General features: G+C 66.8%; 18 protein-coding genes. 8 read left to right on the forward strand and 10 right to left on the reverse strand.

What is annotated here, in order from left to right:
• Positions 1–381: 381 nt before the first annotated feature.
• The 10 genes from ABIA73_RS17520 to ABIA73_RS17565 all read right to left on the reverse strand — a co-directional run bounded on the left by ABIA73_RS17520 (position 382) and on the right by ABIA73_RS17565 (position 17,150).
• Complete coding sequence (locus tag ABIA73_RS17520) at positions 382–807, reverse strand: DUF2752 domain-containing protein (RefSeq protein WP_025874634.1); 426 nt, start codon at positions 805–807, stop codon at positions 382–384.
• 43 nt (positions 808–850) lie between these two features.
• A complete protein-coding gene (locus ABIA73_RS17525) occupies positions 851–1,135 on the reverse strand; it encodes a CD225/dispanin family protein (RefSeq protein ID WP_025874635.1) in 285 nt (94 codons plus the stop codon).
• A gap of 33 nt (positions 1,136–1,168) precedes the next feature.
• Positions 1,169–1,456, reverse strand: a complete 288-nt coding sequence (locus ABIA73_RS17530) for a CD225/dispanin family protein (RefSeq protein WP_025874636.1) — start codon at positions 1,454–1,456, stop codon at positions 1,169–1,171.
• A gap of 181 nt (positions 1,457–1,637) precedes the next feature.
• The gene (locus tag ABIA73_RS17535; protein WP_099843927.1) at positions 1,638–3,527 is read right to left on the reverse strand and encodes an MFS transporter; all 1,890 of its coding nucleotides are present in this window, start codon (positions 3,525–3,527) and stop codon (positions 1,638–1,640) included.
• 93 nt (positions 3,528–3,620) lie between these two features.
• Complete coding sequence (locus tag ABIA73_RS17540) at positions 3,621–4,418, reverse strand: SDR family NAD(P)-dependent oxidoreductase (protein WP_025874638.1); 798 nt, start codon at positions 4,416–4,418, stop codon at positions 3,621–3,623.
• A gap of 372 nt (positions 4,419–4,790) precedes the next feature.
• Positions 4,791–6,968 (reverse strand): YccS family putative transporter, encoded by a 2,178-nt coding sequence (gene yccS, locus ABIA73_RS17545; RefSeq protein WP_346603430.1) that lies wholly within the window; start codon positions 6,966–6,968, stop codon positions 4,791–4,793.
• Positions 6,969–7,104: 136 nt separating this feature from the next.
• Entirely contained in the window at positions 7,105–9,162 is a 2,058-nt protein-coding gene (locus tag ABIA73_RS17550; protein WP_354276085.1) for a TonB-dependent siderophore receptor, read from the reverse strand.
• 287 nt (positions 9,163–9,449) lie between these two features.
• Positions 9,450–12,572 (reverse strand): efflux RND transporter permease subunit, encoded by a 3,123-nt coding sequence (locus ABIA73_RS17555; RefSeq protein ID WP_025874641.1) that lies wholly within the window; start codon positions 12,570–12,572, stop codon positions 9,450–9,452.
• 31 nt (positions 12,573–12,603) lie between these two features.
• Positions 12,604–15,837 carry an efflux RND transporter permease subunit gene (locus tag ABIA73_RS17560; protein ID WP_025874642.1) on the reverse strand — a complete coding sequence of 1,078 codons (3,234 nt, stop codon included), beginning with the start codon at positions 15,835–15,837 and terminating at the stop codon, positions 12,604–12,606.
• Positions 15,838–15,911: 74 nt separating this feature from the next.
• Positions 15,912–17,150, reverse strand: a complete 1,239-nt coding sequence (locus ABIA73_RS17565; protein WP_059065356.1) for an efflux RND transporter periplasmic adaptor subunit — start codon at positions 17,148–17,150, stop codon at positions 15,912–15,914.
• A 186-nt stretch (positions 17,151–17,336) separates the two neighbouring features.
• Here ABIA73_RS17565 and ABIA73_RS17570 point away from each other — a divergent pair, with 186 nt between their 5' ends.
• From ABIA73_RS17570 to ABIA73_RS17605, 8 genes are all read left to right on the forward strand, one after another.
• Positions 17,337–18,656: a M20 family metallopeptidase gene (locus ABIA73_RS17570; protein WP_080149909.1), complete on the forward strand. Its 1,320-nt coding sequence runs from the start codon at positions 17,337–17,339 to the stop codon at positions 18,654–18,656.
• A gap of 591 nt (positions 18,657–19,247) precedes the next feature.
• Entirely contained in the window at positions 19,248–20,066 is an 819-nt protein-coding gene (gene queF / locus ABIA73_RS17575; RefSeq protein WP_354276086.1) for an NADPH-dependent 7-cyano-7-deazaguanine reductase QueF, read from the forward strand.
• A 206-nt stretch (positions 20,067–20,272) separates the two neighbouring features.
• Positions 20,273–20,566, forward strand: a complete 294-nt coding sequence (locus ABIA73_RS17580; protein ID WP_025878595.1) for a LysM peptidoglycan-binding domain-containing protein — start codon at positions 20,273–20,275, stop codon at positions 20,564–20,566.
• A 47-nt stretch (positions 20,567–20,613) separates the two neighbouring features.
• Entirely contained in the window at positions 20,614–21,117 is a 504-nt protein-coding gene (locus ABIA73_RS17585) for a hypothetical protein (protein WP_025878596.1), read from the forward strand.
• Positions 21,118–21,488: 371 nt separating this feature from the next.
• Positions 21,489–23,711, forward strand: a complete 2,223-nt coding sequence (locus ABIA73_RS17590; protein ID WP_336032611.1) for an NADP-dependent isocitrate dehydrogenase — start codon at positions 21,489–21,491, stop codon at positions 23,709–23,711.
• 332 nt (positions 23,712–24,043) lie between these two features.
• On the forward strand, positions 24,044–24,991 hold the full coding sequence (locus tag ABIA73_RS17595; RefSeq protein ID WP_059065350.1) for a hypothetical protein: 948 nt from the start codon (positions 24,044–24,046) through the stop codon (positions 24,989–24,991).
• Positions 24,984–25,532, forward strand: coding sequence for a GTP-binding protein (locus ABIA73_RS17600; RefSeq protein ID WP_025878599.1), 549 nt, complete (start codon positions 24,984–24,986; stop codon positions 25,530–25,532). Before ABIA73_RS17595 ends, ABIA73_RS17600 begins: the two co-directional genes overlap by 8 nt.
• Complete coding sequence (locus ABIA73_RS17605; protein ID WP_132823927.1) at positions 25,525–25,941, forward strand: roadblock/LC7 domain-containing protein; 417 nt, start codon at positions 25,525–25,527, stop codon at positions 25,939–25,941. Before ABIA73_RS17600 ends, ABIA73_RS17605 begins: the two co-directional genes overlap by 8 nt.

Consider the following 25,941-nt stretch of genomic DNA (forward strand, 5'->3'; position numbering starts at 1 on the left):
GGGGGGGGGTGCGGGGCTGCAGGACACGCCGTTAACCCATCCATGGGGGCTCGATGGCGCCATCCATGGCGCCAACGGTCCTGCAGCCCCACACCGCCCCACCCCCGACAGTTTCCGATGACGGCCAGTAGATCCACGCCATGCGTGGATGCCGAGCGGAGCGACCCGCTTCGGCTTTTGATCTTCTCTTTCTTTTCCGTGGTGGACGCGCACGGAAATTGTCCGTGGCCGGGCGGGTGGGTTGCGCAGGGGCGTAAGCGCCATGGATGGCGCGACCGAGCTTACATGGACGTACTTGCAGCGGCCCCTGCGCAACCCACCCGCCCGGCCAACCCCAGCTTCTGCCTTCCACCACGAGGGGCTGCGCCGTTGGCGGGAAACCTACACCGGAGCCAGGGCGGTGAACGGTGCCCACGGCAGGTTGCGCAGCACGGCATAGCCGGGCAGCAGCCACAGCCAGAACGTGGGGCTGGCCAGTACCCGCATCAGTGGATCAAGCACGCGCGGGCGTACGCCGGCGGTGTTGAGCAGCATCAGGAACAGGAAGGGCAGGCTGATGACCAGCAACGGGTTCATCGCCATCGCGCCGGGCAGGTCGAAGTGGACCAGTGAGTACAGGCAGCGCGTGCTGCCGCAGCCGGGGCAGTAGAAGCCGGTCAGTGCGTACAGCGGACAGCCCGGCAGCGGATTGCCGGAGACATACGGATTGACGTGGCGCAGGACCACGGCGGCACCCGCAGCCAGGCCGGACGCGGCCAGCAGCGGAGCCCAGCGGGTAAGTCGGGAACGAGCAGGAAGTGCGGACATGCGGGGGCGGGATCCGGCGCATGGCCGGACCCCGTCGCGGGCATCAGTAGCTGCCGTTGCCGCCGCTCAGGGCGCCCAGGCCGCCAACGGCCATGATGATGATGAAGTACAGGACGCCAACCACAACGGCAGCGATGGCCGACCAGATGGCCCACTTCTTGGCCTTGTCGGCCGAATCACGGGCACCGGCGACGTCGCCGGCAGCCAGCTTGCCGTTGACCTGCGCGGCGTAGACGATCGACACGATGCCGGCCGGCAGGCAGCAGAACAGGGTGGACAGGATGGCCCAGACCAGATTGTTGGGGACCTGCGCAGTGGTGGTGTTCATGGTTCAAGCTCCTCGATGGGTGGTGGTGGTGAATCAAAGGTCGGATAGAGCGCCCAGCGCGGCCAAGCCGCCGAACAGCCCGAACCACAACAGCAACAGGACCGGCAGGGCCGCGGCCGAAGCCACCGCCCACCAGCCCGCCTTGCGCGACGCGCTATAGGCCCCCGGCAGGTCACCGGCCGCATTGCGACCATCGACCTGGGCGGCATACACGATCGACACCACGCCCAACGGCAGGCAGCAGAACAGCGTCGTCAGGATCGCCCAGACCAGATGGTTGGGGATGTAGACCGGACGGCTGAGCGGTGGCGGTTGATTCAAAGCAAGACTCCATTCCTTGGTGGTCGGCCGTGTGAACGGGCCGAACCTCCCCCCTGTGGGTGCGTAATCTACCGCAACCAACGACGCATGTATGCGTTTTCAGCCCCGTCAGGCCTCGCATCGCCCTTGGACGGTGGCGTGTGCAGCGTACCGTCATCGCCCCCGGATGGGGGCGATTGCGTCAGGCGAGGTCGCCGCGCAGGCTCCGGACCTGCGCTTCCAGGGCGGCGGCATCGGTTGAATGGCCATCCACCGCCGGGGCGGCGACCACCTCCACTGTCGCCCGGAACCGGCGCGGCACGCGCATGCGGCCCAGACGGGTATCGCGGCGGCTCCACATGCTCGACCACATGCCGCGCAGGGCCATCGGCACCACCGGTACCGGACGGCGTTCGAGGATCTTCTCCACGCCGGATTTGAACGCTGCCATCGTGCCGTCGCGGGTCAGTGCGCCTTCCGGGAAGATGCATACCAGCTCGCCCTCGGCGAGTGCGGCATCGACCTCATCGAACGCACGCTGCATCAAGGCCGGGTCTTCGCGCGCACCGGCGATCGGAATCGCTTTGGCAGTGCGGAAGATCCAGCGCATGACCGGGATGTTGAAGATCTTGTAGTACATGACGAAGCGCACCGGGCGCGGGATCGTCGCCGACAGGATCAGCGCGTCCATGTAGCTGACGTGGTTGCAGACCAGCAGCGCGGCGCCCTCATCGGGCACGTTCGCTTCTATGCCGTGCGGGCGCAGCCGGTACAGCGTGCGCACCATCACCCAGCTGAGGAAGCGCATCAGGAATTCGGGGACGATGGTGAAGATGTAGATCGCCACCACGGCATTGGCGATGGCCAGTGCCAGGAACAGCTGCGGGATGGTCCAGCCGAGCAGGCGCTGGGTGAGCAGGCCGAGTACGGCCGCAGCGACGATGAAGCCGGAGTTCTGGATGTTCAGCGCGGCGAATACGCGCGACATCTCCGATTTCGGCGTGCGGCTCTGGATCAAAGCAAACAGCGGCACCACGAAGAAGCCGGTGAACAGGCCGATGCCGAGCAGGTCGATGATGATGCGGATGCTGCCGGCCTGGTGCACGAACTGGGTGACCGACAGGCCCTGCGCGGTGGCCTCACCGGCGCGTGCGAAGTACAGGTCCAGCAGGAAGGCGGTCATGCCGAACGCACCCAGCGGCACCAGGCCGATCTCCACCGTGCGCGCCGACAGCTTTTCGCACAGCAGCGAACCGACACCGGTGCCGACCGAGAACAGCGCCAGGGCGAAGATGTACAGGGTGGGCTCGCCACCGAGGTTGGTGACCGCATAGGACGGCAGCTGCGCGGTCAGGATGGTGCCGACGAACCAGAACCAGGACACGCCGAGGATGGCGTTGCGTACCGCCTTCTGTTTCCTGGCCATGCGCAGCACGGCCAGCGATTCGGGGATCGGGTTCCAGTTGATCTTCAGGTCCGGGGCGCCGGCATCCACCTTGGGAATCATGCGCGCGGCCAGGTTGCCGCAGATCGCCAGCGCGATGACAGCGGTGGCGGCCACGATCGGGCCATGGGTGCCTGCCAGGGTGAACACCAGGCCGCCGACGATCATGCCGGTCAGGATCGACATCGACGTGCCCATCTCGACCAGGCCATTGCCACCGGTCAGTTCTTCCGGACGCAGTACCGAGGGCAGCACCGAGTACTTCACCGGGCCGAACAGGGTGGACTGCAGACCCGTGCAGAACAGGGCCACCAGCAGCACCGGCAGGCTCTCGGTGAGAAAGCCCACCGCAGCCAGCGTCATGATCACGATCTCCATGGTGGTGGTGATCACGATCAGCCGCGACTTCTCCAGCTTTTCCGCGATCTGCCCGGCCAGGGCGGAGAACAGGAAGTAGGGCAGGATGAACAGCGCCGGCGCCAGGTTGGTGTAGAGCGTGCGCTCGCTCTCGGCCACGCCCAGGTAGAACAGCAGGCCGATGATCGCCTGCCGGTACACGTTGTCGTTGAAGGCACCCAACCCCTGCACGATGAAGAATGGCAGGAAACGGCGCTGGCGCAGCAGGGCGAACTGGTTGTGACCGGACATGGAACCTCCTTGGACCGGCGCAGCCTAGCATCCCTGCCTGTCAGGCAGGGATGCGGTAGGTGCGGACCGTTGGTCCACACACCCCACCAACGCTCACACGATATCGTCGACCACGCCGCCATCGACCCGCAGCGCTGCGCCGGAGGTGGCCGACGCCTGCGGCGAAGCGAGGTAGACCACCATGTTGGCCACTTCCTCGACCGTGGCCGCGCGCTGGATCACCGATGCAGGACGATGGGCCATCACGAACTCACGGCCGATCTGTTCCAGCGGCTTGCCGGTGCGTGCACGCTCTTCTTCGAACATCGTTGCGAAGCCATCGGACAACGTCGGGCCGGGCAGCACCGCATTGACGGTGACACCGCTGCCGGCTACGCGCTTGGCCAGGCCGCGCGACAACGACAGCTGCGCGGTCTTGCTGACGCCGTAATGGATCATGTCGGCAGGAATGTTGCGTGCCGATTCGGAGGAGATGAACAGCACGCGGCCCCAACCGGCGTCGACCATCGCCGGCAGCAGGGCGCGCGACAGGCGCACGCCGGACATGACATTGGTCTGCCAGTATTGCTCCCAGGTGGCATCGTCGGTCTCGAAGAAGTCCTGCGGGCCGAAGATGCCGGCATTGTTGACCAGGATGTCGACGTTGCCCGGCAGGCCGGCCAGCAGCGCGTCGACCCCGCGGGCGTCGGACAGGTCGGCGGCCACGCCGAGCACGTTGGCGCCGGGAATTGCAGCCAGCAGGCGCTGCCGTGCGCGTTCCACGCTGTCGGTACTGCGGCCGTTGAGGATGACCTGCGCACCCGCGGCGGCAAGCCCCTGCGCGATGGCCAGACCGATGCCGGCGGTGGAGGCGGTGACCAGTGCGGTGCGGTCGTTGAGTTCGATCTTCATGGGGGAGATCCTGCGTGGGCGACACCGCAGTATCGGCGTCGGGGCGTGATCGGAATGCCCCCGTGCACGCAACACGATGTTGCACGGCCGACAGGGTCACGCCCGAATACCGCTCCAGTAGATCACGCCACGCGTGGATGCCACTCCAGTAGATCCACGCCATGCGTGGATGCCGCTCCAGTAGATCCACGCCATGCGTGGATGCCGCTCCAGTAGATCCACGCCACGCGTGGATGCCACTCCAGTAGATCCACGCCATGCGTGGATGCCACTCCAGTAGATCCACGCCATGCGTGGATGCCACTCCAGTAGATCCACGCCATGCGTGGATGCCGCTCCAGTAGATCCACGCCATGCGTGGATGCCGTCCGCTCAGGCCAGGCCGCGCACCGCGCCATTGGCCGCTGCTCTCACCTTCGGCAACATCCGCAGCACCAGCGCCATCTGCGTGCGGATCAACTGCAGTTTCGGCGGCATCGTCTCATCGAGCTGCTCCAGTTCCGCGGCCACCGCACGATCGGCGTCGTTGTCCTCCTCCGACACCGGCTGCTGCGCCGTCAATGCCGATGCCAGCTGCTGCAGCGCTTTACGCACGCGCTCGCCGGCGGCCAGCGCGAGTGGATCGCCCGCGTAGCTGTCGACCTGGTCGCGGTGCGCACCCAGCGCCGACAGATGCCCGAGCAGGGTGTTGGACAACGCCAGGAAGTGGAAACCCGAATCGAGGTTGCGGCGCACGTGGCCCGGTTCGCGCAGCATGTTCGACAATGCGGTGGACAGTGCGGCATCGGCGTTGTGCATGTCGCGGCGGGCGATGCGGTAGGCCAGGTCGTCGCGCATGCCGCTGCGGTACTGGCCCAGCACTGATTCCAGATAACGGGCGGCGGTATCCAGCACCCGCGCCAGCACGCGGTGCAGCTGTCGACCTTGCCAGTCCGGCAGGATCAGGAACGCGGCCGCTGCGGCGATTGCGCACCCCAGGACCGTATCGACCATGCGCGGCACGATCAGCACGAAGCCGTCGCCGATCAGGTTGAAGCAGGTCAGCGCCATCACCGTGATGGCGGCCGAGGCGACCAGATAGCGGTCGGTACGGGTGAAGAAGAACAGCAGTGCCGACAGCAGTGCGATCAGCAGCTGGATCTCCAGCGTTGGAAACAGCTGCAGCAGCGCCCAGGTCAGCACCAGGCCGGCAAGCGTACCGACGATGCGCTGGGCCAGACGCTGGCGGGTGGCACCGAAGCTGGGCCGGCACACGAACACGATGGTCAGCAGGACCCACGAGCCGTTCTGTGCATTGAACAGATGGATGGCAACGAAACCGGCGATCAGTGCCAGCGCCATGCGCAGGCCATGGCGGAACAATACCGAGCCGGGGGTGAGCTGCTGGCGCACGCGCACGCCCATTTCGCGCAGCGTGTGCGGGTTGCTGTCGCGCAGGCGGGTGTCGACGTTGTCCAGGCTGGCTTCGGATCGTTCGGCATCGAGCAGGCGGCGCTCGATGCTGCGCAGGTTGTGCACCAGCAGGTCCAGCGAGCCGAGCAGGCGCTGCCACTGCGGGCGTTGCTGGTCGCGCAGGTAGGCCAGGGCATCGGCCAGATCGCGCCCGGCCTGCTGGTTGCTCTCGCCGTAGACGAACGGACGACGCAGCCGGATCGCTTCGCCCAGCCGCGCGCAGGCCTGGCCCTGCAGATCGAGCAGGCGCTGGCAGCGGTACAGCACGTCGCTGTGGAAGAACGCGTCGACCAGCGCGCCGTACGGGTAATGCGAGGAACTGGCGCGCTCATGGAAATCCTGTGCCATGTAGTACAGGCGCAGGTACAGGCCGGAGTTGACGCCGGGCCGTCCGGAGCGGCCAAAGCGCGCCAGGATCGCGGTCTTGGCCTCGTTCAGCGCGCCGACCACGCGACGGTTCTGTTCGGCCAGGTCGAGCTGGCGGCGCTGCAGGTCCGCCTCGCGTACGGGTTCGAACAGCGCGGCCTTGAGCTGCAGGTAACGGCCCAGTTCCACGTACAGGCGGGCCACGCGCTCGCGCACCGGCCGGTTGGCGAACAACGTGGTCCACAGGATCGACAGCAGCCCGTACCAGACCGCACCCGCAAGCAGGTGGCTGACCGCATCCAGCGCACTGTGCAGGTCATGGGCGCCATGCTGTTCCAGGCCGATCATGGTGTAGATGGCCAGCGTGACGGTCGCCTGGGCGATGGACGCGTAGCGCTCGCCCAGTGCACCGAGCAGTGTCAGGCCGAACGTGGACAGCGCCAGTGCCGCGATGAATATCCACGGCCAGGGGAACAGCCAGATCACCGAGGCCGCTGCCAGACAGAAGCACAACAGCGACAGCAGCACGGCCTTGGTCCGGCCCCACCAGTTGTCATCGGTCTCGGCAATCGCACTGGCGATGATGCCGAGGAACACGCCGGGCAGCGCGGTCAGCGCATCCAGGTGCCAGCACACGGCCAGGGCCGCTGTCAGGGCAATGAACACCCGCAGGCCATAGCTGGCCTTCTCGTGGGCCCACAGGCGGCTGAGGCGGGATTCGCGTGCGGACATGCAGGCTCGGCGAAAGGATCGGCCACCATTATTACGGGCCACGCGTGAAATCCGGTAGCGCCGCGCCATGCGCGGCAAGCGCGCGGCGCGGCGTGGCATGCAGCCGCCGGGCATGGCCCGGTGCTACCGAGGCCCGTTACATGTCGAACCGCACGCTGAGCGCGAAGGTGCGCGGCAGGCCGACGCCGGCATTGGACCAGTACCTGCGGTTGGCCAGGTTCTCCACGCTGGCACGCAGGGTCACCGGATGGCCGGAGGCCAGCAGGCGGTAACCGATGCCGGCGTTGACGAGGGTGTAGTCGGGCAGCTTCAGGGTGTTGTCGGCGTCGTACCAGACATCGCCGTAGTAGCGCACGGCGGCATAGGTCTCCAGCCCTTCCACCCACGGCAGCTGGTAAGTGGCGTGCAGCACGCCGCTCCAGCGCGCAGCACCGACGGTACGGTTGCCTTCCTGCGCCGCGCTGCCCGGTGACAGCTTGTCGTAGGTCGGGTCCAGCCAGGTCACGCCACCGCCCACGGTCAGCGCATCGGTCAGGTGCAGGTCGGCGCTGGCTTCGATGCCTTCGTACAGGGTGATGCCATCCTGCACCAGGCGCTTGCCTGCATCGGTCAGCTGATCGATGTTGGCGCCACGTTCCAGGCGGAACGCAGCGACGTTCGCGTTCCAGCGATTCGCTTCCACCTTGGCGCCGATCTCGTACTGCTTGCTGATGGTGGGGTCGAGCACATCGCCGGCATTGATGTAGCTGCTGCCTACGCGGCTGCCTGCTTCCAGCGACTCGATGTAGCTGGCATACAGGGTGACGGCCTCGCTGGGCTTGAACATGACCGCATAGGTCGGGGTGACCGGATAGGTGTGGTAGGCGCCCTTGGTCTCGAAGTCGTTGTAGCGCCAACCGGCCAGCACCGACCAGCCATGGCCGAGATCGACGGTATCGCTGACGAACACCGCCTGCTGCACGGTCTCGTCACCGCGGGTCATCACCCGGGAACCCACCGCGTCGTGACGGATGCCATGGCGCTGGTAGAGGTTGGCGCGGCCGATCAGGCTGAACTCGTAGGGACGGTCCCAGCCCAGCCCGGTCTGGTGGCTGACACCGGCCACCAGCTGGTGCTGCAGTGGGCCGGTGCCGAAGCGGCCCTGCACCAGTGCCTGCGCCAGCTTCCACTCGCTCTTGCCGCCGAGCTCATAGACGTTGACGGCATAGTCGCCGTTGGTATCGTCGATGTAGGCGAAGATCTTGTTGACGTCGTTCCACGAGGTGGTGACGCCATAGCTCAGGCTGGCCTTCCAGTCGCTGTTGATCTGCCAGTTCAGCGCGGTGGACAGCAGGCTGGAGCGGGTGTCGTAGTAGGTGCCGGGCACGCTGTTGTCGACATCGCCGGCGATCGGCCGCGGCAGTGAGGTCAGGCCACGGAAGTAGTACTGCGGTGATTCCTCGCGCAGGTCGCGCGACTGGAACACGCCGTCGAAGGTCCAGGTGAGCGCATCGCTCAGGCGCGCGTCCAGCGACAGTGCACCGACCTTGCGATCGACATGGCCACCGTTGAAGGTTTCGCCCTTTTCCTGGTATGCGTTGAAGCGGTAGCCGAACATCTGCTCGTTGCCGAAGCGGCCGCCGACGTCGATGCCGCCGCTGACGATGCCCTGCTCGCGCCAGCCGAGCTGGGCGGAGAAGGTCGGTACGTCGGTCGGCTTCTTGGTGATGTAGTTGACGATGCCGCCCGGCGCGCCGAAGCCGTACAGGAAACCTCCCGGACCCTTCAGCAGGTCGACCTGTTCCATCACTTCCAGCGGCCATTCGGTGCCCCAGGACGAGACCTGCAGACCGTTGACCCGGTAGCTGTCGAAATTCAGGTCGATGCCACGGTTGCGGATCGGCGAGCTCCAGCCACTGGCATAGGCGCTGACCTGGGTGGTGACCGAGGGGTCGAGCAGGAAGGCTTCGCCCAGCGACACGACCTGGCGCTGTTCGATCTGCTCACGGCCGACGGCGGTGATCGCGAACGGGGTATCACGCAGGGCGCGATCGCCGAGGGCGCCAGCCTCGGTATGGGTACGCTCGGCGATGACCTTGACCGCGTCCAGATCGGTGGCGCTGCGGGATCCGGCCGGGGCTTCGGCGTGTGCAGTGCAGGCGGCGGACAGCGCGACGGCCAGTACGGCCAGGCGGGGGGAGCGAATCGGCAACATCATGGAGATCCTCGGCGGGCGGCCACGGGCCATCCGCCCATGCAGGGGGGAAAGGTCGGTGGCTGGGATCACGCAGGCGTGCCGGGGACGGCAGCGGGGCGCCACAAGGGGGCGCAGGACCATGGCTGGATGAGAATTGTTCTCTTTTCGTTACAGCGCGTCAAATGCCATCGGCGTGCGGACCAACGGTCCGCACCCACCAGAGGCCGGTAGCGCCGGGCCATGCTCGGCGAGCGCGCAGCGCGGATTGCTGAAAGGCCGCCGGGCATGGCCCGGCGCTACCGAAGTCAGGCCCGCTGTGCGCGCCTGAGCAGCTTCGCTTCACGCCTGCGCGCGCGCCGCGCCTTCCAGCGCTCGGCCAGGCACGAGAAGATCACGTACAGCGCCGGCGTGCTGAGCAGGGTCAGGCTCTGCGAGAACAGCAGGCCGCCGATCATCGCGATGCCCAGCGGGCGACGCAGCTCTGAACCTTCGCCCAGGCCGATCGCCAGCGGCACCGCCGCCAGGATCGCCACCATCGTGGTCATCATGATCGGGCGGAAACGCACGATGCTGGCTTCACGGGCAGCATCGCGCGGAGTCAGCCCATGTTCGCGCTGCGCCACCAGGGCGAAGTCGATCATCATGATCGCGTTCTTCTTGACGATGCCGATCAGCAGCACCAGCGCGATCATCGAGATCACCGACAGTTCGGTGTTGGTGCCGAACAGCGCCAGCAACGCACCGACGCCGGCGGCCGGCAGGGTGGACAGGATCGTCACCGGGTGGATCAGGCTTTCGTACAGGATGCCCAGCACCAGGTAGACGGTGAGGATGGCTGCCAGCACCAGGATCAGCATGTCGCTGGGGTCGGAGTTGAAGCCGAAGCCGGCGTCGTCGGCCAGGCGGATGTCGCCGGGCATGCGCATGCCGGCTACGGTGCTGTCGATGATGGCCTTGGCCTCGCCCATGCTGACGCCGGGGGCGAGGTTGTAGCTCAGGTCCATCGTCGTGTACTGGTTTTCATGGGTGATCTGCGAGGGCGCCAGGCCCGGCGCCTGGCGGGCCACCGCCGTGATCGGCACCATCTCGCCGTTGCGTGCGCGCACATGCACTTCGTCCAGCGCCGAAGGCGTGGCGGTCTGCGACGGCAGCGCATTGACCACCACGCTGTACTGGTTGATGTCCGAGTAGATGGTGGAGATCTGGCGCTGGCCGAAGGCGCCGTACAACGCACCGTCGATGGCGCCGACCGAGATGCCCAGGCGCGCGGCCTTGGCCCGGTCGATCTCGATGTTCTGGCGCAGGCCGGCGTTGTCGACGTCGGTGCCGACATCACGCAGCTTCGGGTTCTTCTTCAATGCCGCCTGCAGCTTGGGCAGCCATTCCTGCAGTGCGGCCAGGTCGTTGCCCTGCAGCGAGACGCGGTACTGCGCGCCCTGGCTGTTGCCACCGCCATCGTTGCTGGGCAGGTCCTGGATCGCGCGCAGGCGCAGCTGCAGGTCCGGGTAGCGGTCGGCCTTCGCACTCAGCCGTGCCAGTGCGTGTGCGGTGGTTTCGCGGCGGCCTTCCTTGCGCGACTTCAGTTCCACGTTGAACTGCGCGCTGGAACCCTGGCGGCCGCTGCCCAGGCGTACGCCCACGGTCTTCACTGCCGGGTCGGCCATCAGCATGTCGGTGATGCGGCGCTGGCGGCTGACCATGTCCTCGAAGGACACCGTCGCACTGGAATTGGCGCGGCCCCAGATCAGGCCGGTGTCCTGCGGCGGGAACGCGCCCTTCTTCACCGCACCGAACAGGAAGATGGTGACGCCGATCAGGATCAACGGCGTCAACGACAGCAGCAGCGCATGGCGCAGCGAAAAATCAAGGAACACGGTGTAGACGCGCAGCATCCGCTCGTGACCGGCATCGAGCCAGCGGCCGAAGCGCGACGGTGCCGCCGTGTGGTCGTGCGCGCTGAGGAAGCGGCTGCACAGCGCCGGGGTCAGCGTCAGCGAAACGATCATCGACACCACGATCGCCGCCACCAGGGTCACGGTGAATTCGCGGAAGAACGCGCCCATCATGCCGCTGGCGAACAGCAGCGGGATGAACACCGCCACCAGCGAAGCGGTGATCGAGACGATGGTGAAGCCGATTTCGCGCGCACCGGCGAAGGCCGCCTGCATCCGCGGCATGCCCTCGTCGAGGTGGCGCATGATGTTCTCGATCACCACGATCGCGTCGTCGACCACGAAGCCGATCGCGATCACCAGCGCCAGCAGGCTCAGGTTGTTCAGGGTGAAGCCCATCACGTACATCACCAGCGCGGCACCGGCCAGCGACAGCGGCACGGTGACCGCCGCGATCAGCGTCGGCGCCAACCGGCGCAGGAACAGCGCCATGGTCAGCACCACCATCGCCAGGCTGATCAGCAGGGTGATCTGCACTTCATGCAGCGACGACCGGATGGTCGGGGTGCGGTCGAAGTAGGGCGTCATCGTGGTGCCCGGCTGCAGGTAGTCGCGCAACGCGGGAATCTGCGCTTTCACCCGGTCCACGGTCTCGACGATGTTGGCGCCGGCGCGGGTGAACACATACATCACCACGGCCGGTTTGTGGTCGAACCACGCGGCCTGGTAGGCGTCCTGCTGGCCGTCGTAGACGTTGGCGATGTCCTTCAGGCGGATCACCCGGCCATCGCCCTGGGTCTTGACCACCAGATCGGCGAAGTCGGCGGCGCGTGCAACCGAATCGTTGGCGATGATCGCCGTGGTGGTGTTGCCATCGCTGAGGAAGCCGGTGGGCGAGGTCACGTTGGCCGCGCGCACGGCATTGCGCAGGTCGTCGGCGGTCAGTCCCAGCGCGTTCATCAGGCGCAGGTTGACGTCCACACGCACCGCCGGCGTCGAGGCACCGGCGATATCCACCGAGGCGACACCGCCGATCTGGCGGATGCGCTGGGCCAGCAGCGAATCGGCGACGTTGTACAGCTCATCGGCGGACTGCGTCTGCGAGGTCAGCGCGATGGCGATCACCGGATCGTCGTTCGGGTTCGCCTTCTGGTACATCGGCGATCCCATGCCCGAGGGCAGGTCGGCCTGCGCCGAATTGATCGCGGTCTGTACGTCCAGCGCGGCCGAATCGATGTCGCGGTCGCTCTGGAAGATCATGAACACCAGCGAGCTGCCTTCCGAGCTCGACGAGCGCATGCGGTCGATGCCTGGCAGCTGGCCGAGGTGGCGCTCCAGCGGCGCGGTCACCGTTGAGGCCATGGTCGCCGCATCCGCACCGGACTGGCTGGCATGCACGAAGATCACCGGGATCTCGATGTTCGGCAGTGCCGACACGCCGAGCCGCAGGTAACAGATCACGCCGACCATGAACAAGCCGATGGCCAGCAGGGCGGTGCCGATCGGGCGGCGGATGAAGGGGCCGGACAGGTTCATCGTGCAGCCCCCCGAAGGTGCGGGGCCAGGGTCATGCCTGCGGCTCCTGCACCGTGCCATCGCGCAGCGCACGCTGTTCGCGGCGACGGGCGAGCCATTCCGAGAAGCGTTCCATGTACAGGTAGATCACCGGCGTGGTGTACAGGGTTACCAGCTGCGACAGCAGCAGGCCGCCGACGATGGCGATGCCCAGCGGCCGACGCAGTTCCGAGCCGATGCCGGTGCCCAGCGCCAGCGGCAACGCGCCAAGCATGGCTGCAGCGGTGGTCATCATGATCGGGCGGAAGCGCAGCAGGCAGGCGCGGCGGATGGCTTCGCGCGCGTTGGCGCCGGTGCGCCGCGCCTCGATGGCGAAGTCGACCATCATGATGCCGTTCTTCTTGACGATGCCGATCAGCAGCACGATGCCGACGATGCCGTCCACCGACAGGCTCAGGCCACAGACCATCAATGCCAGCAGCGCACCGACGCCGGCCGGCGGCAGGGTCGAGATGATCGTGATCGGGTGGATGTAGCTCTCGTACAGCACGCCCAGCACGATGTAGATCACCACCAGCGAGGCCAGCAGCAGCCACACCACGTCGGTCTGGCTGCCGGTGAATTCAGCGGCCTTGCCGATGAACTGCGCATGCACGTGCGCCGGCATGTCCAGGCTGGCCTTGGTCTCTTCGATGGCCTTGACCGCATCGGACAGCGAATAGCCCGCCGCGACGTTGAAGGAAACCGTCACCGCAGGCAGCTGCTGCTGGTGGCTGACCAGCAGCGGCGCGCTGGAAACCTTCGCCTCGGCCAGCGCCGACAACGGGATGATGCCGCCCGCACCGACGGTGATGCCGGTGTTCTGCGCACCGATACCGGTGGCGGTCGACGAGTTGGACGAGGTGACCTGGCCGAAGCTGGTCGCGTTGGTGCCGGTGAGGGCGCCGGCGCCGTTGGAGGCGACCGCCAGCTGTTCCATCAGCGCGGTGCTGGTGCGGAACTGCGGCGCCACTTCCAGCACCACCCGGTACTGGTTGAGCTCGGTGAAGATGGTCGAGATCTGGCGCTGGCCGAACGCATCGTAGAGGGTGTCGTCGATGGTCTGCATCGGCACGCCCAGCACGCTGGCCTTGTCGCGGTCGATGTTCAGTTCCAGTGCGCGGCCCTGGTTGGACAGGTTGTTGTCGACGTCGGCCAGTTCCGGGCGCTGGCGCAGCGCCTGGGTCAGGCGGTTGGCCTGCAGCGCGACTTCCGCGCTGTCCACGTCCGACAGCGAGTACTGGTACTCGGTGGCGGCCACGCGGGTGTCCAGGGTCACGTCCTGTACCGGCTTCAGGTACAGCGCCACGCCGGGAATACCGGCGACGGATTTCTGCAGGCGCGGCAGGATGTCTTCCAGCCCATCACGTTCGCCGCGCTCTTTCAGCACGATCGACAGCTGGCCCTGGTTGAGCGTGGGGTTCATGCTGCCGGCACCGATGAAGGCCGATACGCCGGTCACGTCCGGATCCCTGCGCAGCGCTTCGGCCACCTGCTGGGTGCGTTGCTCCATCTGCGGGAAGGCGATGTTCTGGTCGGCCTGGACCACGGCGGTGATCAGGCCGGTGTCCTGCTCGGGCAGCAGGCCCTTGGGAATCAGCACGTACAGCAGCACGGTCAGTACCAGCGCGGCTGCGGCCACGGCCAGGGTGAGCGGCTGGTGTTCCAGCACCCAGTCCAGGCTGCGCTCATACAGGCCGACGGTGCGCGTCCACAGGTTCTGCTTGCCGGCCGCGGCCGCACGTTCGTGCGCGTCTTCGCCCTCGGGCAGCGCATCGGGCTTGAGCAGGTAGGCGCACATCATCGGGGTGAGCGTCAGCGAGATGAGCATCGACAGCACCACGGCGATGCTCAGCACCCAGGCGAACTCGTGGAACAGGCGGCCGGTGACGCCGGGCATCAGCAGCAGCGGCAGGAACACCGCCACCAGTGAAACCGTCAGCGACAGCACGGTGAAGCCGATCTGGCGCGCACCGATCTCGGCCGCCTCCTTGCCGCTCTTGCCTTGTTCGATGTAGCGCACGATGTTCTCGATCATCACGATCGCATCGTCGACCACGAAGCCGGTGGCCACCACCAGCGCCATCAGCGAGAGGTTGTCCAGCGACATGCCGGTGAAGGCCATCACCGCGAAGGTGCCGGCCAGCGACAACGGCACTGCCACCGAGGGAATGATGGTGGCCCAGAACCGGCGCAGGAACACGAAGATCACCGCCACCACCAGGCCGATCGTCAGGATCAGGGTGAACTGCACTTCATGCACCGAGGCGCGGATGGTTTCGGTACGGTCGGAGAACACCTCCAGGTGCACGTCGGCCGGCAGTACGCCCTGCAGCTGCGGCAGCAGCGCGCGGATGCGCTCGACGGTCTGCACGATGTTGGCGCCCGGCTGCCGGCGCACTTCCAGCAGCACGGCCGGCTTGCCGTCGGCCCATGCCGCCAGCTGGTCGTTCTCCACGCCATCGATCACTTCGGCCACGTCGGACAGCCGCACCGGGCGGCCGTTCTTGTAGCTGATGATGGTGTCGCGGTACTCGGCGGCGCTGGCCAGCTGGTCGTTGGTGCCGATGCTGTAGGACTGGGTCTTGCCGTTCAGCGAGCCCTTCGGCGCATTGACGTTGGCCTGGGTGAGCGCGCTGCGCAGCTCTTCCAGGGTCAAGCCCATGTTGGACAGCTGCGCCGGATTGACCTGGATGCGCACGGCCGGACGCACGTTGCCGGCGATCGACACCAGGCCCACGCCCTGCACCTGCGACAGGCGCTGGGCGAGGATCGAGTCAGCGTAGTTGTTGACGTCGCGCAGCGGCCGCGTATCGGAGGTCAGCTTGAGGGTGACGATGGCCGCGTCGGCCGGGTTCACCCGGTTGTAGACCGGCTGGTACGGCAGCGACGAGGGCAGGGTGGCCTGGCGGATCGCCGCCTGCACGTCCTGTGCGGCGATGTCGATGTCGCGGTCCATCGAGAACTGCAGGATGATCGTCGACAACCCCGCCGAGGAATCGGAGGTCATCAGTTCCAGCCCGGAGATCTGCCCGAACTGGCGCTCCAGCGGCGTGGTCACCAGCGAGGCCATGGTGGTGGCGTTGGCACCGGGGTACTGCGTGGTCACCACCAGGCTGGGTGCATCGATTTCCGGCAGCGCCGACACCGGCAGCTTGCGGTAACCGAGGATGCCCAGCAGCAACAAGCCCGCCATCAACAGCGAGGTGGCAATCGGGCGGCGGATGAAGATCGTCGAAAAGCCCACGGACTGATCCTTGCTGGCACTTCAATGGCAGCGCCGGCGGGATCGCCGGCGCGGGGAAGAGCAGGGGCCTGCGCTCAGCGCGGGCCACCACCGCGGCGGCCGCCGCCACTCTTCTGTTCGGCGGCCTTCAGTTCGGCCTCGGTCGGTGCGGCCGGGGTCTCACCCGGCTTCAGCGCGGTCACCTTGCTGCCCGGCTTCAGGCGGAACTGGCCTTCGCTGACCACGCGCTCGCCGCCCTTCAGGCCTTCGGCGATCTGCACCTGGCTGTCGCCCACTTCCACGCCACTGCGCACGGTCTGCATCTTCACCGTGTTGTCGCCCTGCACGACGTAGACGTACTCGCCGTCCGGGCCACGCAGCACTGCCTGCGTCGGGATCACCACGCCGCCGCCGATGGTGCGCAGCTGCATGCGCACATTGACGAACTGGCCCGGCCACAGGCCGTTGTCGGTGTTGTCGAACACCGCGCGTGCCTTGAAGGTGCCGCTGTCGGCGCTGATCAGGTTGTCGACCACGTCCAGCTTGCCGTCGCCGCTGAGCACGTGCGAATCGGCGCGGTCCAGCGCTGCGATCGGCACGCTGCCGGCGGCCTGCGCCTGGCGCACGTCGCCGAGCTGGCGTTCGGGCAGGTTGAACAGCACGTGGATCGGATGGATCTGGGTCAGGGTGACCAGTGCGGTACCGGCGTTGACCACGTTGCCGGCGTCGACCGCGCGGATGCCGGCGATACCGGTGATCGGCGCGGTGACCCGGGTGTACTGCAGCTGCACCTGCGCCGAACGCATGCTGGCTTCATTGGCCGCCACTGCGCTTTCGTACTGTGCCACCTGGTTTCGTTGTGTATCCAGATCGGTCTTGGCCACGAACTGGCGGTACTCCGGCGCGTTCGAGCGCTGGTAGTTCGAACGTGCGGTGGCCAGCAGGGCTTCGTTCTGGCGCTTGGATGCAACGGCCTGGTCATAGCTGGCCTGGGCGGTGCGCGGGTCGATCACCGCCAGCACGTCGCCCTTCTTCACTTCCTGGCCTTCGCGGAAATTGAGGCTCATCAGCTGGCCGCCCACCTGCGGGCTGACCGTCACGGTGTTCATCGCGGTCACCGTGCCCAGCGCGCTGGCATACACCGGCACGTCCTGGCGCGCGGCATCGACCACGGTCACCGGCACCGGGCCGGCATCGGGATCTTCGCCCCCCTGGCCGACGCCTGCCTGCTGCCCGGCAGCCTTGTCCTTGCCGCCACCGAGTACGCGCAGGCCAACCACGGCCAGCACCAGTACCGCCACGACCAGCAGCACGATCTTCCAAACACGTGACATTCAAGACTCCAAGAGGGCTGGACGGGGTGGCACCCCGGGTGGCAATGCGCAAAGCATACCTGTGGCCCACCGGGTTTCCTGCATGACGGATGGGACGGGCGCTCTGACAGATGGACGACGCTGGAGGTTCCCGTAACGGCAAGGTTGCCCTACATTCAGGTGCAGACCCCTTCCGTGGAGATCGAGATGCGCCGTTCGTTGCTGCTGTCCGCCCTGCTGCTGGCCCTGCCGTCCCTTGCCCACGCCGAGGACGCACAGCGCCCGGAAGTGACCGCTGCCGCACAGCGCCTGCAGGCCAAGGTGGTTGAATGGCGCCGCGATTTCCATCAGCACCCGGAACTGTCCAACCGCGAGGAGCGCACCTCCGCCGAGGTCGCCAAGCGCCTGCGCGCGATGGGCCTGAAGCCGAAGACCGGCATTGCCCACCACGGCGTGGTGGCGATCATCGAAGGCGGCAAGCCGGGGCCGAAGATCGCCCTGCGCGCGGACATGGACGCACTGCCGGTGACCGAGCAGACCGGCCTGCCGTTCGCTTCCAAGGCCACCGCGCAGTACCGCGGGCAGACCGTAGGCGTGATGCATGCCTGTGGCCATGACGCGCACACTGCCACCCTGCTGGGCGTGGCCGAAGCGCTGGTGGCGATGAAGAAGGACCTGCCGGGCCAGGTGATGCTGATCTTCCAGCCGTCCGAAGAAGGTGCGCCGCCGCCGGAAGAGGGCGGTGCGGCGCTGATGCTGAAGGAAGGCCTGTTTGCCGACTTCAAGCCCGAGGCGGTGTTCGGCCTGCATGTGTTCTCCAGCGTGCAGGCAGGGCAGATCGCGGTGCGCGGTGGCCCGCTGATGGCCGCGTCCGATCGTTTCGGCATCAAGGTGATCGGCCGCCAGACCCATGGCTCGGCACCGTGGAACGGCGTGGATCCGATCGTGGCCACTGCTGATCTGATCGGCACCGCACAGACCATCGTCAGCCGCCGCGCCAACCTGTCCAAGCAGCCGGCGGTGCTGACCTTCGGCGCGATCAACGGCGGCATCCGCTACAACATCATTCCCGATGAAGTGGAGATGGTCGGCACCATCCGCACCTTCGACGAAGGCATGCGCCAGCAGATCTTCGCCGATCTGCGCAACGTGGCCGACCACACCGCTGCCGCGCATGGGGCCAAGGCGGTGACCGACATCTACGAATCGGAAGGCAACCCGGCCACGGTGAACGACCCGGCGCTGACCGCGAAGATGCTGCCGAGCCTGCAGGCGGTGGTGGGCAAGGACAACGTGTACGAGCCGCCGCTGCAGATGGGCGCGGAGGATTTCTCGCTGTACGCCAAGGAAGTGCCGGGCATGTTCTTCTTCGTCGGTTCCACCAGCGTGGGCATCGACCCGGCGACGGCGCCGGCCAACCATTCGCCGAAGTTCCTGCTGGATGAGAAGGCGCTGGATGTCGGATTCCGTGCGCTGCTGCAGGTGAGCCTGGATTATCTGCATGGTGCGGGCACCCCGGCGGGTTGAGGGTTTCCGGCAGGGCTGCGCCCTGCACCCGCCGAAGCGGTAGTGCCGGCCGCTGGCCGGCAACAGCAACAGCAACAGCAACAGCAACAGCAACAGCAACAGCAACAGCAGAAGCGGGCTATCCGTGGGATGGCAGGGTGGGTCCGGTTGCGGGGGACGCCGTAAACCCGTCCATGGGGGCTTGGCCGCGGCATCCATGCCGCGGACACCCCCGCAACCGGACCCACCCCGCCTTCGACAGCTTCCCGCGGCTGTCGGAACGACATCCTGCTTTGGTAGGTGTCGACCTTGGTCGACACGGCGGACATCATGAACGTCTGAAGCATCGGTTTTTGATTTTGATTTTCCTGATCTTTCCCGTGGTGGCGCGGGAATTTGACCGTGGCCGGGAGGGTGGGTGGGCTGGGGGCGTAAGCGCCATGCATGGCGCGCCCGAGCCTACAAGGACGTATTCACGGCGTCCCCCAGCCAACCCACCCTCCCGGCCAACCCGATAGACCGCTCTGCCGACCAACCAACCCCGCCACGGAGGGGCTCCGCCGTTGGCCGACCCGGCCGAAGGCCCGCTCTGCGCGCGATACAATAAGCGCCATGAACACCCCACAGGATTCCAGCCTCGGTCGCGAGGTCAGTTACCCGTCGCAGTACGATCCCGGCCTGCTGTTTCCCATCCCGCGCGTCGGCGCCCGTGCCGAGATCGGTCTGGACGAGGCCGCGCTGCCCTTCGTCGGCCATGACCGCTGGCACGCCTTCGAGCTGAGCTGGCTTGACCTGCGTGGCAAACCGCAGGTCGCCGTCGCCACCGTGCAGGTGCCGTGCACCTCGCCGCGGTTGATCGAATCGAAGTCGTTCAAGCTGTACCTGAACTCCCTCAACAGCACCCGCATCGACAGTGCCGAAGCCCTGCGCGAGCGCCTCGTCGCCGACCTGTCGGCCTGCGCCGGCGCCCCGGTCCAGGTCACGTTCGGCCTGCCGGCGTTGCGCGAATCACCGCTGGGCGAGTCGATCGACGGCCTTGAGGTGGACATCGACTGCTATGGCCCGCCGCAGGCGGACTACCTGTCGGCCAACGCCGATGCGCTGGTGGAGGAGACCCTGGTCTCGGCCCTGCTGAAGTCCAACTGCCCGGTCACCGGGCAGCCGGACTGGGCCACTGTCAGCCTGCGCTACCGCGGCCCGCAGATCGATCGTGCCGGCCTGCTGCGCTACCTGGTCAGCTACCGCGAGCACGCCGAGTTCCATGAGCAGTGCGTCGAGCGCATCTTCAGTGAAGTGTCTGCGCGCTGCCGGCCGCAGTGGCTGGAAGTCGAAGCCCGCTATACCCGTCGCGGTGGCCTGGACATCAACCCGTGGCGCGCCAGCCCTGACATTGCCGCCCCGGCCGCGACCTACCGCGAACTGCGGCAGTAACCGCCGCAGGCGGTTACAGATAGCGCCGGGCCATGCCCGGCGAGCGCAGCGGCCATATGCAGAGCCGCCCGCCATGGCCCGGCGCTACCGGTTGGGCCCCGATTGTTCAGCCGCCCCGGGGGGTGGCTTCACATCGGCACCATCCCCATTTAACAACCTCTATGACACCGTGCCAGCCATGTAGTCATACAGACGGGAGTGTGTGGATGAGTACCGAGAAGAAAGCCGATTTCTCCGGCGTCAGTGGCAGCGTCGACAGTACCGCCCAGCAGGTCCCCAAGGCGGACTTTTCCGGCGTCAGTGCTTCGGTGGACAGTACCGCCGAGGTGGTCAGCGGTGGCACCTACACCGTGCAGAAGGGTGATTCGCTGTCGAAGATCGCCAAGCAGCACCTGGGCGATGCCAACGCCTGGAAGAAGATCTTCGAAGCCAACCGCGATGTGCTCGACGACCCGGACAAGATCTTCCCGGGCCAGACCCTGAAACTGCCGCCGAAGTAATACCGGCGATCCAATCGCCGTCCGAACAATCCTTGGAGGAACCCCGAATGATCAAGACGACCCCGCTTCAGAATGCCCTGCTGGCCGCGCTGCTGGGCAGCGTCGCCCTGGTGGGCTGCAAGAAGAAGGAAGAAACCGCAGACAACAACGCGGCTCCGGCGGCAACCACGCCGGCCGAGGCGCCCGCGCCGATGACCGGCGCACCGCCGCCGATGGCTGCATCGGCCGTAGCGGTATCGGCGGTCACTGTCGGCAAGACCGCCGCAGCTGACAAGTCGGTCACCACGGCCGCCCTGTTCGCGCCGAAGGACGATGTCATCGTCTCGGTGAAGACCGATGGCGCGGCCAACAATGTCACCGTCGGCGCCAAGCTGACCTTCCAGGATGGCCAGGTGGCCGGTGAGCAGAACGCAACCCTGAACACCAGCGGTGCAGAGACCACCAACATCACCTTCAAGAATGCCAATGGCTGGCCGGCCGGCAAGTACCGCGCCGAAGTCATGGTTGATGGTAAGGCGGCCGGAACGCCGCAGGAGTTCGAGGTCAAGTAAGTCCCGCCGACTCTCTCCCGGTTGGACTCACGATGGACGCAGCCGCGAGGCTGCGTCCTTTTTTGTTGGTGGCGTTGCGGGAAGGCCTCATCCACGCATGGCGTGGATCTACAGGTGCAGACACCTGGCCGATCCTCGCGCGGGGCTGTTTCCGCAGACCCACGCCATGCGTGGATGGATCACAGCGTTGCCGGCGTGCAGTACCGCCGCGTATGGCACGGCTTTGCCCCGCGCGGCTGAAAACGCGACAATGCAGGGGTTTCCCCGGCGCGCGCCCACCCTGACGGCGGCGGGGAAAGTGACACGGTTGCACGTGGCCCGGCGCTGGCGCCGGCCTTCCCCTGAGCACTGCTACAGAGTCCAAGTCCCCCATGTCCAAGATCCTCTACACGCTGACCGACGAAGCACCGTTCCTGGCCACCCAGTCGCTGCTGCCGATCGTCGACGCCTATACCTCCACCGCGGGCATCGCAGTGGAAACCCGTGACATCTCGTTGTCCGGCCGCATCCTGTCGCTGTTCCCGGAACTGCTGAGCGATGCGCAGAAGGTCAACGATGACCTGGCCGAGCTGGGCCAGCTGGCGACCACCCCCGACGCCAACATCATCAAGCTGCCGAACATCTCCGCCTCGGTGCCGCAGCTGAAGGCCGCCATCAAGGAACTGCAGGACCAGGGCTATCCGCTGCCGGATTACCCGGAAACCCCGGCCGACGACCAGCAGCGCGACTACAAGGCGCGCTACGACAAGGTCAAGGGCAGCGCAGTCAATCCGGTGCTGCGCGAAGGCAATTCCGACCGGCGCGCGCCGCTGTCGGTGAAGAACTACGCCCGCAAGCACCCGCACCGCATGGGCGCCTGGGCGTCCGATTCGAAGTCGCACGTTGCGCACATGGACGCGGGTGATTTCTACGGCAGCGAGAAGTCGGCCACCCTGGCCAACGCCGGCGCGCTGAAGATCACCCTGCACGGCAAGGACGGCAGCACCGTCGTGCTGAAGGAAAAGACCGCGGTCAAGGCCGGTGAGATCGTCGACGCGGCAGTGATGAGCCGCAAGGCGCTGGCCGCCTTCATCGATGCGCAGATCGAAGACGCCAAGTCGCAGGGCGTGCTGTTCTCGCTGCACCTGAAGGCGACCATGATGAAGGTCTCCGACCCGATCATGTTCGGCGTGGTCGTCAACGAGTTCTACAAGGACGTGCTCGCCAAGCACGCCGACACGCTCAAGCAGGCAGGTTTCGATGCCAACAACGGCATCGGTGATCTGGTCGCGCGCCTGCCGTCGCTGCCCGAAGCCACCCGTGCCGCCATCGAATCCGACCTGCAGGCCGAGTACGCGCAGCGTCCGGGCCTGGCCATGGTCAACTCGGACAAGGGCATCACCAACCTGCACGTGCCGAGCGACGTGATCGTCGACGCCTCGATGCCGGCGATGATCCGCGACTCCGGCAAGATGTGGAATGCCGAAGGCAAGCTGCAGGACACCAAGGCGGTCATTCCGGACCGCTGCTATGCCGGCGTGTACCAGGCTGTCATCGACGACTGCCGCAGCAACGGTGCCTTCAACCCGGCCACCATGGGCTCGGTGCCCAACGTCGGCCTGATGGCGCAGAAGGCTGAAGAGTACGGCTCGCACGACAAGACCTTCCAGATCGCTGCCGACGGCGTGGTCAAGGTCACCGACGAGGCCGGCAACGTGGTGTTCGAACACGCCGTGGAAGCCGGTGACATCTGGCGCATGTGCCAGACCAAGGACGCGCCGATCCAGGACTGGGTCAAGCTGGCCGTCGAACGCGCGCGCCTGAGCAGCACCCCGGCCGTGTTCTGGCTGGACGCCGCCCGCGCCCACGACGCGCAGGTCATCGCCAAGGTCGAGACGTACCTGAAGGACCACGACACCACCGGCCTGGATATCCGCATCCTGCCGCCGGTGGAAGCGACCACCTTCTCGCTGGCCCGCATCCGCAAGGGCGAGGACACCATTTCGGTGACCGGCAACGTGCTGCGCGATTACCTCACCGATCTGTTCCCGATCATGGAGCTGGGCACCAGCGCCAAGATGCTGTCGATCGTCCCGCTGATGGCCGGTGGCGGCCTGTTCGAGACCGGTGCTGGCGGTTCGGCGCCGAAGCACGTGCAGCAGTTCGTCGAAGAGGACTACCTGCGCTGGGATTCGCTGGGTGAGTTCCTGGCCCTGGCCGCGTCGCTGGAGCATCTGGGCAACCGCTACGACAACGCTGCCGCCCGCGTGCTGGCCAAGGCACTGGACGAGGCCAACGGCCAGTTCCTGGACAACGACAAGTCGCCGTCGCGCAAGCTCGGTGGCATCGACAACCGTGGCAGCCACTTCTACATCGCCCTGTACTGGGCGCAGGCCCTGGCAGCGCAGAACGAAGATGCCGCACTGCAGGCACGCTTCGCTCCGCTGGCCAAGGCGCTGGCCGACAACGAGCAGAAGATCGTTGACGAGCTGATCGCGGTGCAGGGCAAGGCCGTGGACATCGGCGGCTACTACCGTCCGGATGTGGCCAAGGCCGCTGCCGCGATGCGTCCGAGCGCGACCTTCAATGCCGCGCTGGAGCAGCTGCGCGGCTGATTCATCGCCGCCCGGTTGAGACCTGGAAAGAAACCCGCGCCTCGGCGCGGGTTTCTTTTTTGCGGGCCTGGGGTCAGATCCCTCTGTACCGCAGAGGGATCTGACCCCACCCATGGCGTGGATGTACTCGGGCCCGGAACCGTGAAATCCGTCATCTGTCGGAACGCCGTCAACACGGCATGAAACTTGCCCGCGATGGCCGTCGCAGAACGGATGCATGCATGTTCACCACTGCCACCAATATGAGCAGTCGATCACGACGATGGCGGCAAGCCATGGCCTAGCCTTGGCGATGCGAGACCGCCGGGGAGGTGGTCGCACGGGGAACACGGATGGCACGCGTGCTCGTAGTGGGAACCGACATCCAGGGCGAACAGGCCCTGCTGCAGAGGCTGCGGCTGGCCTCGGCGCTGCCGGACGGGCAGATCCGCCGCAGCCAGGACCTGGACGACTGCGATCTGCTGGTGATCCGCGATACGCCGGCGCTGCGCAACGCGGCACTGCGCATGCGCCAGCAGCGCCCGCGCCTGCACTGCTGGATCGAGGACCTCGGCGGCCAGTTGCGCGAAGGCGATGGCGGCCAGGACGTACTGGATGATGGCGCGATAGGACGGGCGCTGCGCGGCATGCAGACCGGCACCGACGCGACACCGATCCGCCTGGCTGACGGCGCGCATGCGATCACCCGCCTGCTGCGCGAGCGGCTGCCATCGCGGCAGGGCCAGGCGCTGCTGGGCGAGGGTGGAGAGCCGCTGCTGCTGCTGGATCTGGAACAGGACCAGGCGGTGCTGCTGCACGAGCCGGCTACGGTGCTGGTGGAACGGCTGGCGCAGGGCTTCGAGCACCTGTATCTGGATGCGCTGCTGCCGGCGCAGCTGCAGGCACTGGCGGGTGACCGCACGCGACTGCCGTTGCGTCCGTTGCTGTGGCAATGGGCGCAGCGCAGCCGTCACTGGCAGGCGTTGGATGAGCGCCTGCGCGGGGCGTCGGTGAAGCTGCTGCGCTGGCCGGACTTCCGCGTGCTCGGCCACGATCACGATGGCTTCCGTCTCTGTTCGCTGCTGCTCAAGCGTGCCTGCACGGTGGACGAATGCGCGATGCTGCTGGATCTTCCCGCCGCCGCCGTGCGCGATTTCATCCACGCCGCCTACCTGTGCGGCTATGCGCAGCTGCAGGTCGCACCTGCAGTACCGCTGGCGGGTGCGCGTGCCAACACTGCTGACAACGGCCTGCTCGCACGCCTGTGGCGCACGCTGCGCGGGAGTGACCGCGATGCGTGAGCACAAGGTGGTGGTGCTCGGTGGCATGGGCAGCGGCAAGTCGACATTGGTACGCAGCATCGCCGCCGGTGCGGTGGTCGACACCGACGTAGCCAACAGCGACCGCGCGGGTGCCGACAAGGCTTCGACCACGGTGGCGCTGGACTACGCCGATATCGACCTGCCCAACGGCGAGAGGCTGCGCCTGTATGGCACGCCTGGCCAGCAGCGCTTTGATTTCCTGTGGCCGATCCTGCTGCAGGGTGCGCGCGGTGCGGTGTTGCTACTGGACGCGCGCCGTGCCGGGGTGGCCGCTGAGCTGGACGCCTACCTGCAGGTGCTGCGCCCGTTCGGTCCGGCATTGGCCCTGGTGGTGGCGGTGACCCATCTTGACCAGGTGCCGGCAGCGGCACTGGATGACTGGGCCGAGCGCGCCCGGCTCGATGGCCAGCCGCTGCCGTTGCTGGCGGTGGATGCCCGCGATCGCGAACAAGGACTGCTGCTGATGGACGTATTGATGAGCGAAATGGAAGCGCATGCACTGGTGGCCGCACATGGCTGATGGACAAGGCGCGCCGTTGCCGGACGCGCAGCAGCGCGAGCGCCTGCAGCCGCTGCTGCAGGACCTGCAGCAGCGGGTGGAAGGGGTGCGGACCGTGGTGCTGGCCAGCGTCGATGGCTTTGCCCTGGTCAGTGCTGGTGCGGACGGGCGCGGCGAACGCCTGGCGGCGATGACCAGCGCAATGCTGGCCCTGGCCGCAGCAGTGGGACGCGAACTGGCACTGGGCGATCTGCAGACGCTGATGCTGGAGGCCGCCGGCGGCAAGGTACTGATGCTGGCCATCCAGGCCGAGGGGCGAGCGCCGCTGCTGCTGATGGCGGCCTGCGACCAGCGCAGCGTGATCGGCCAGGTGCTGTGGCAGAGCAGGGAATGTGGCCAGGCGATCCTGGCCGAACTCAGCGGATCGTGA

It is taken from the genome of Stenotrophomonas sp. 2694 (assembly GCF_040548715.1).
GTDB lineage: Bacteria > Pseudomonadota > Gammaproteobacteria > Xanthomonadales > Xanthomonadaceae > Stenotrophomonas > Stenotrophomonas indicatrix.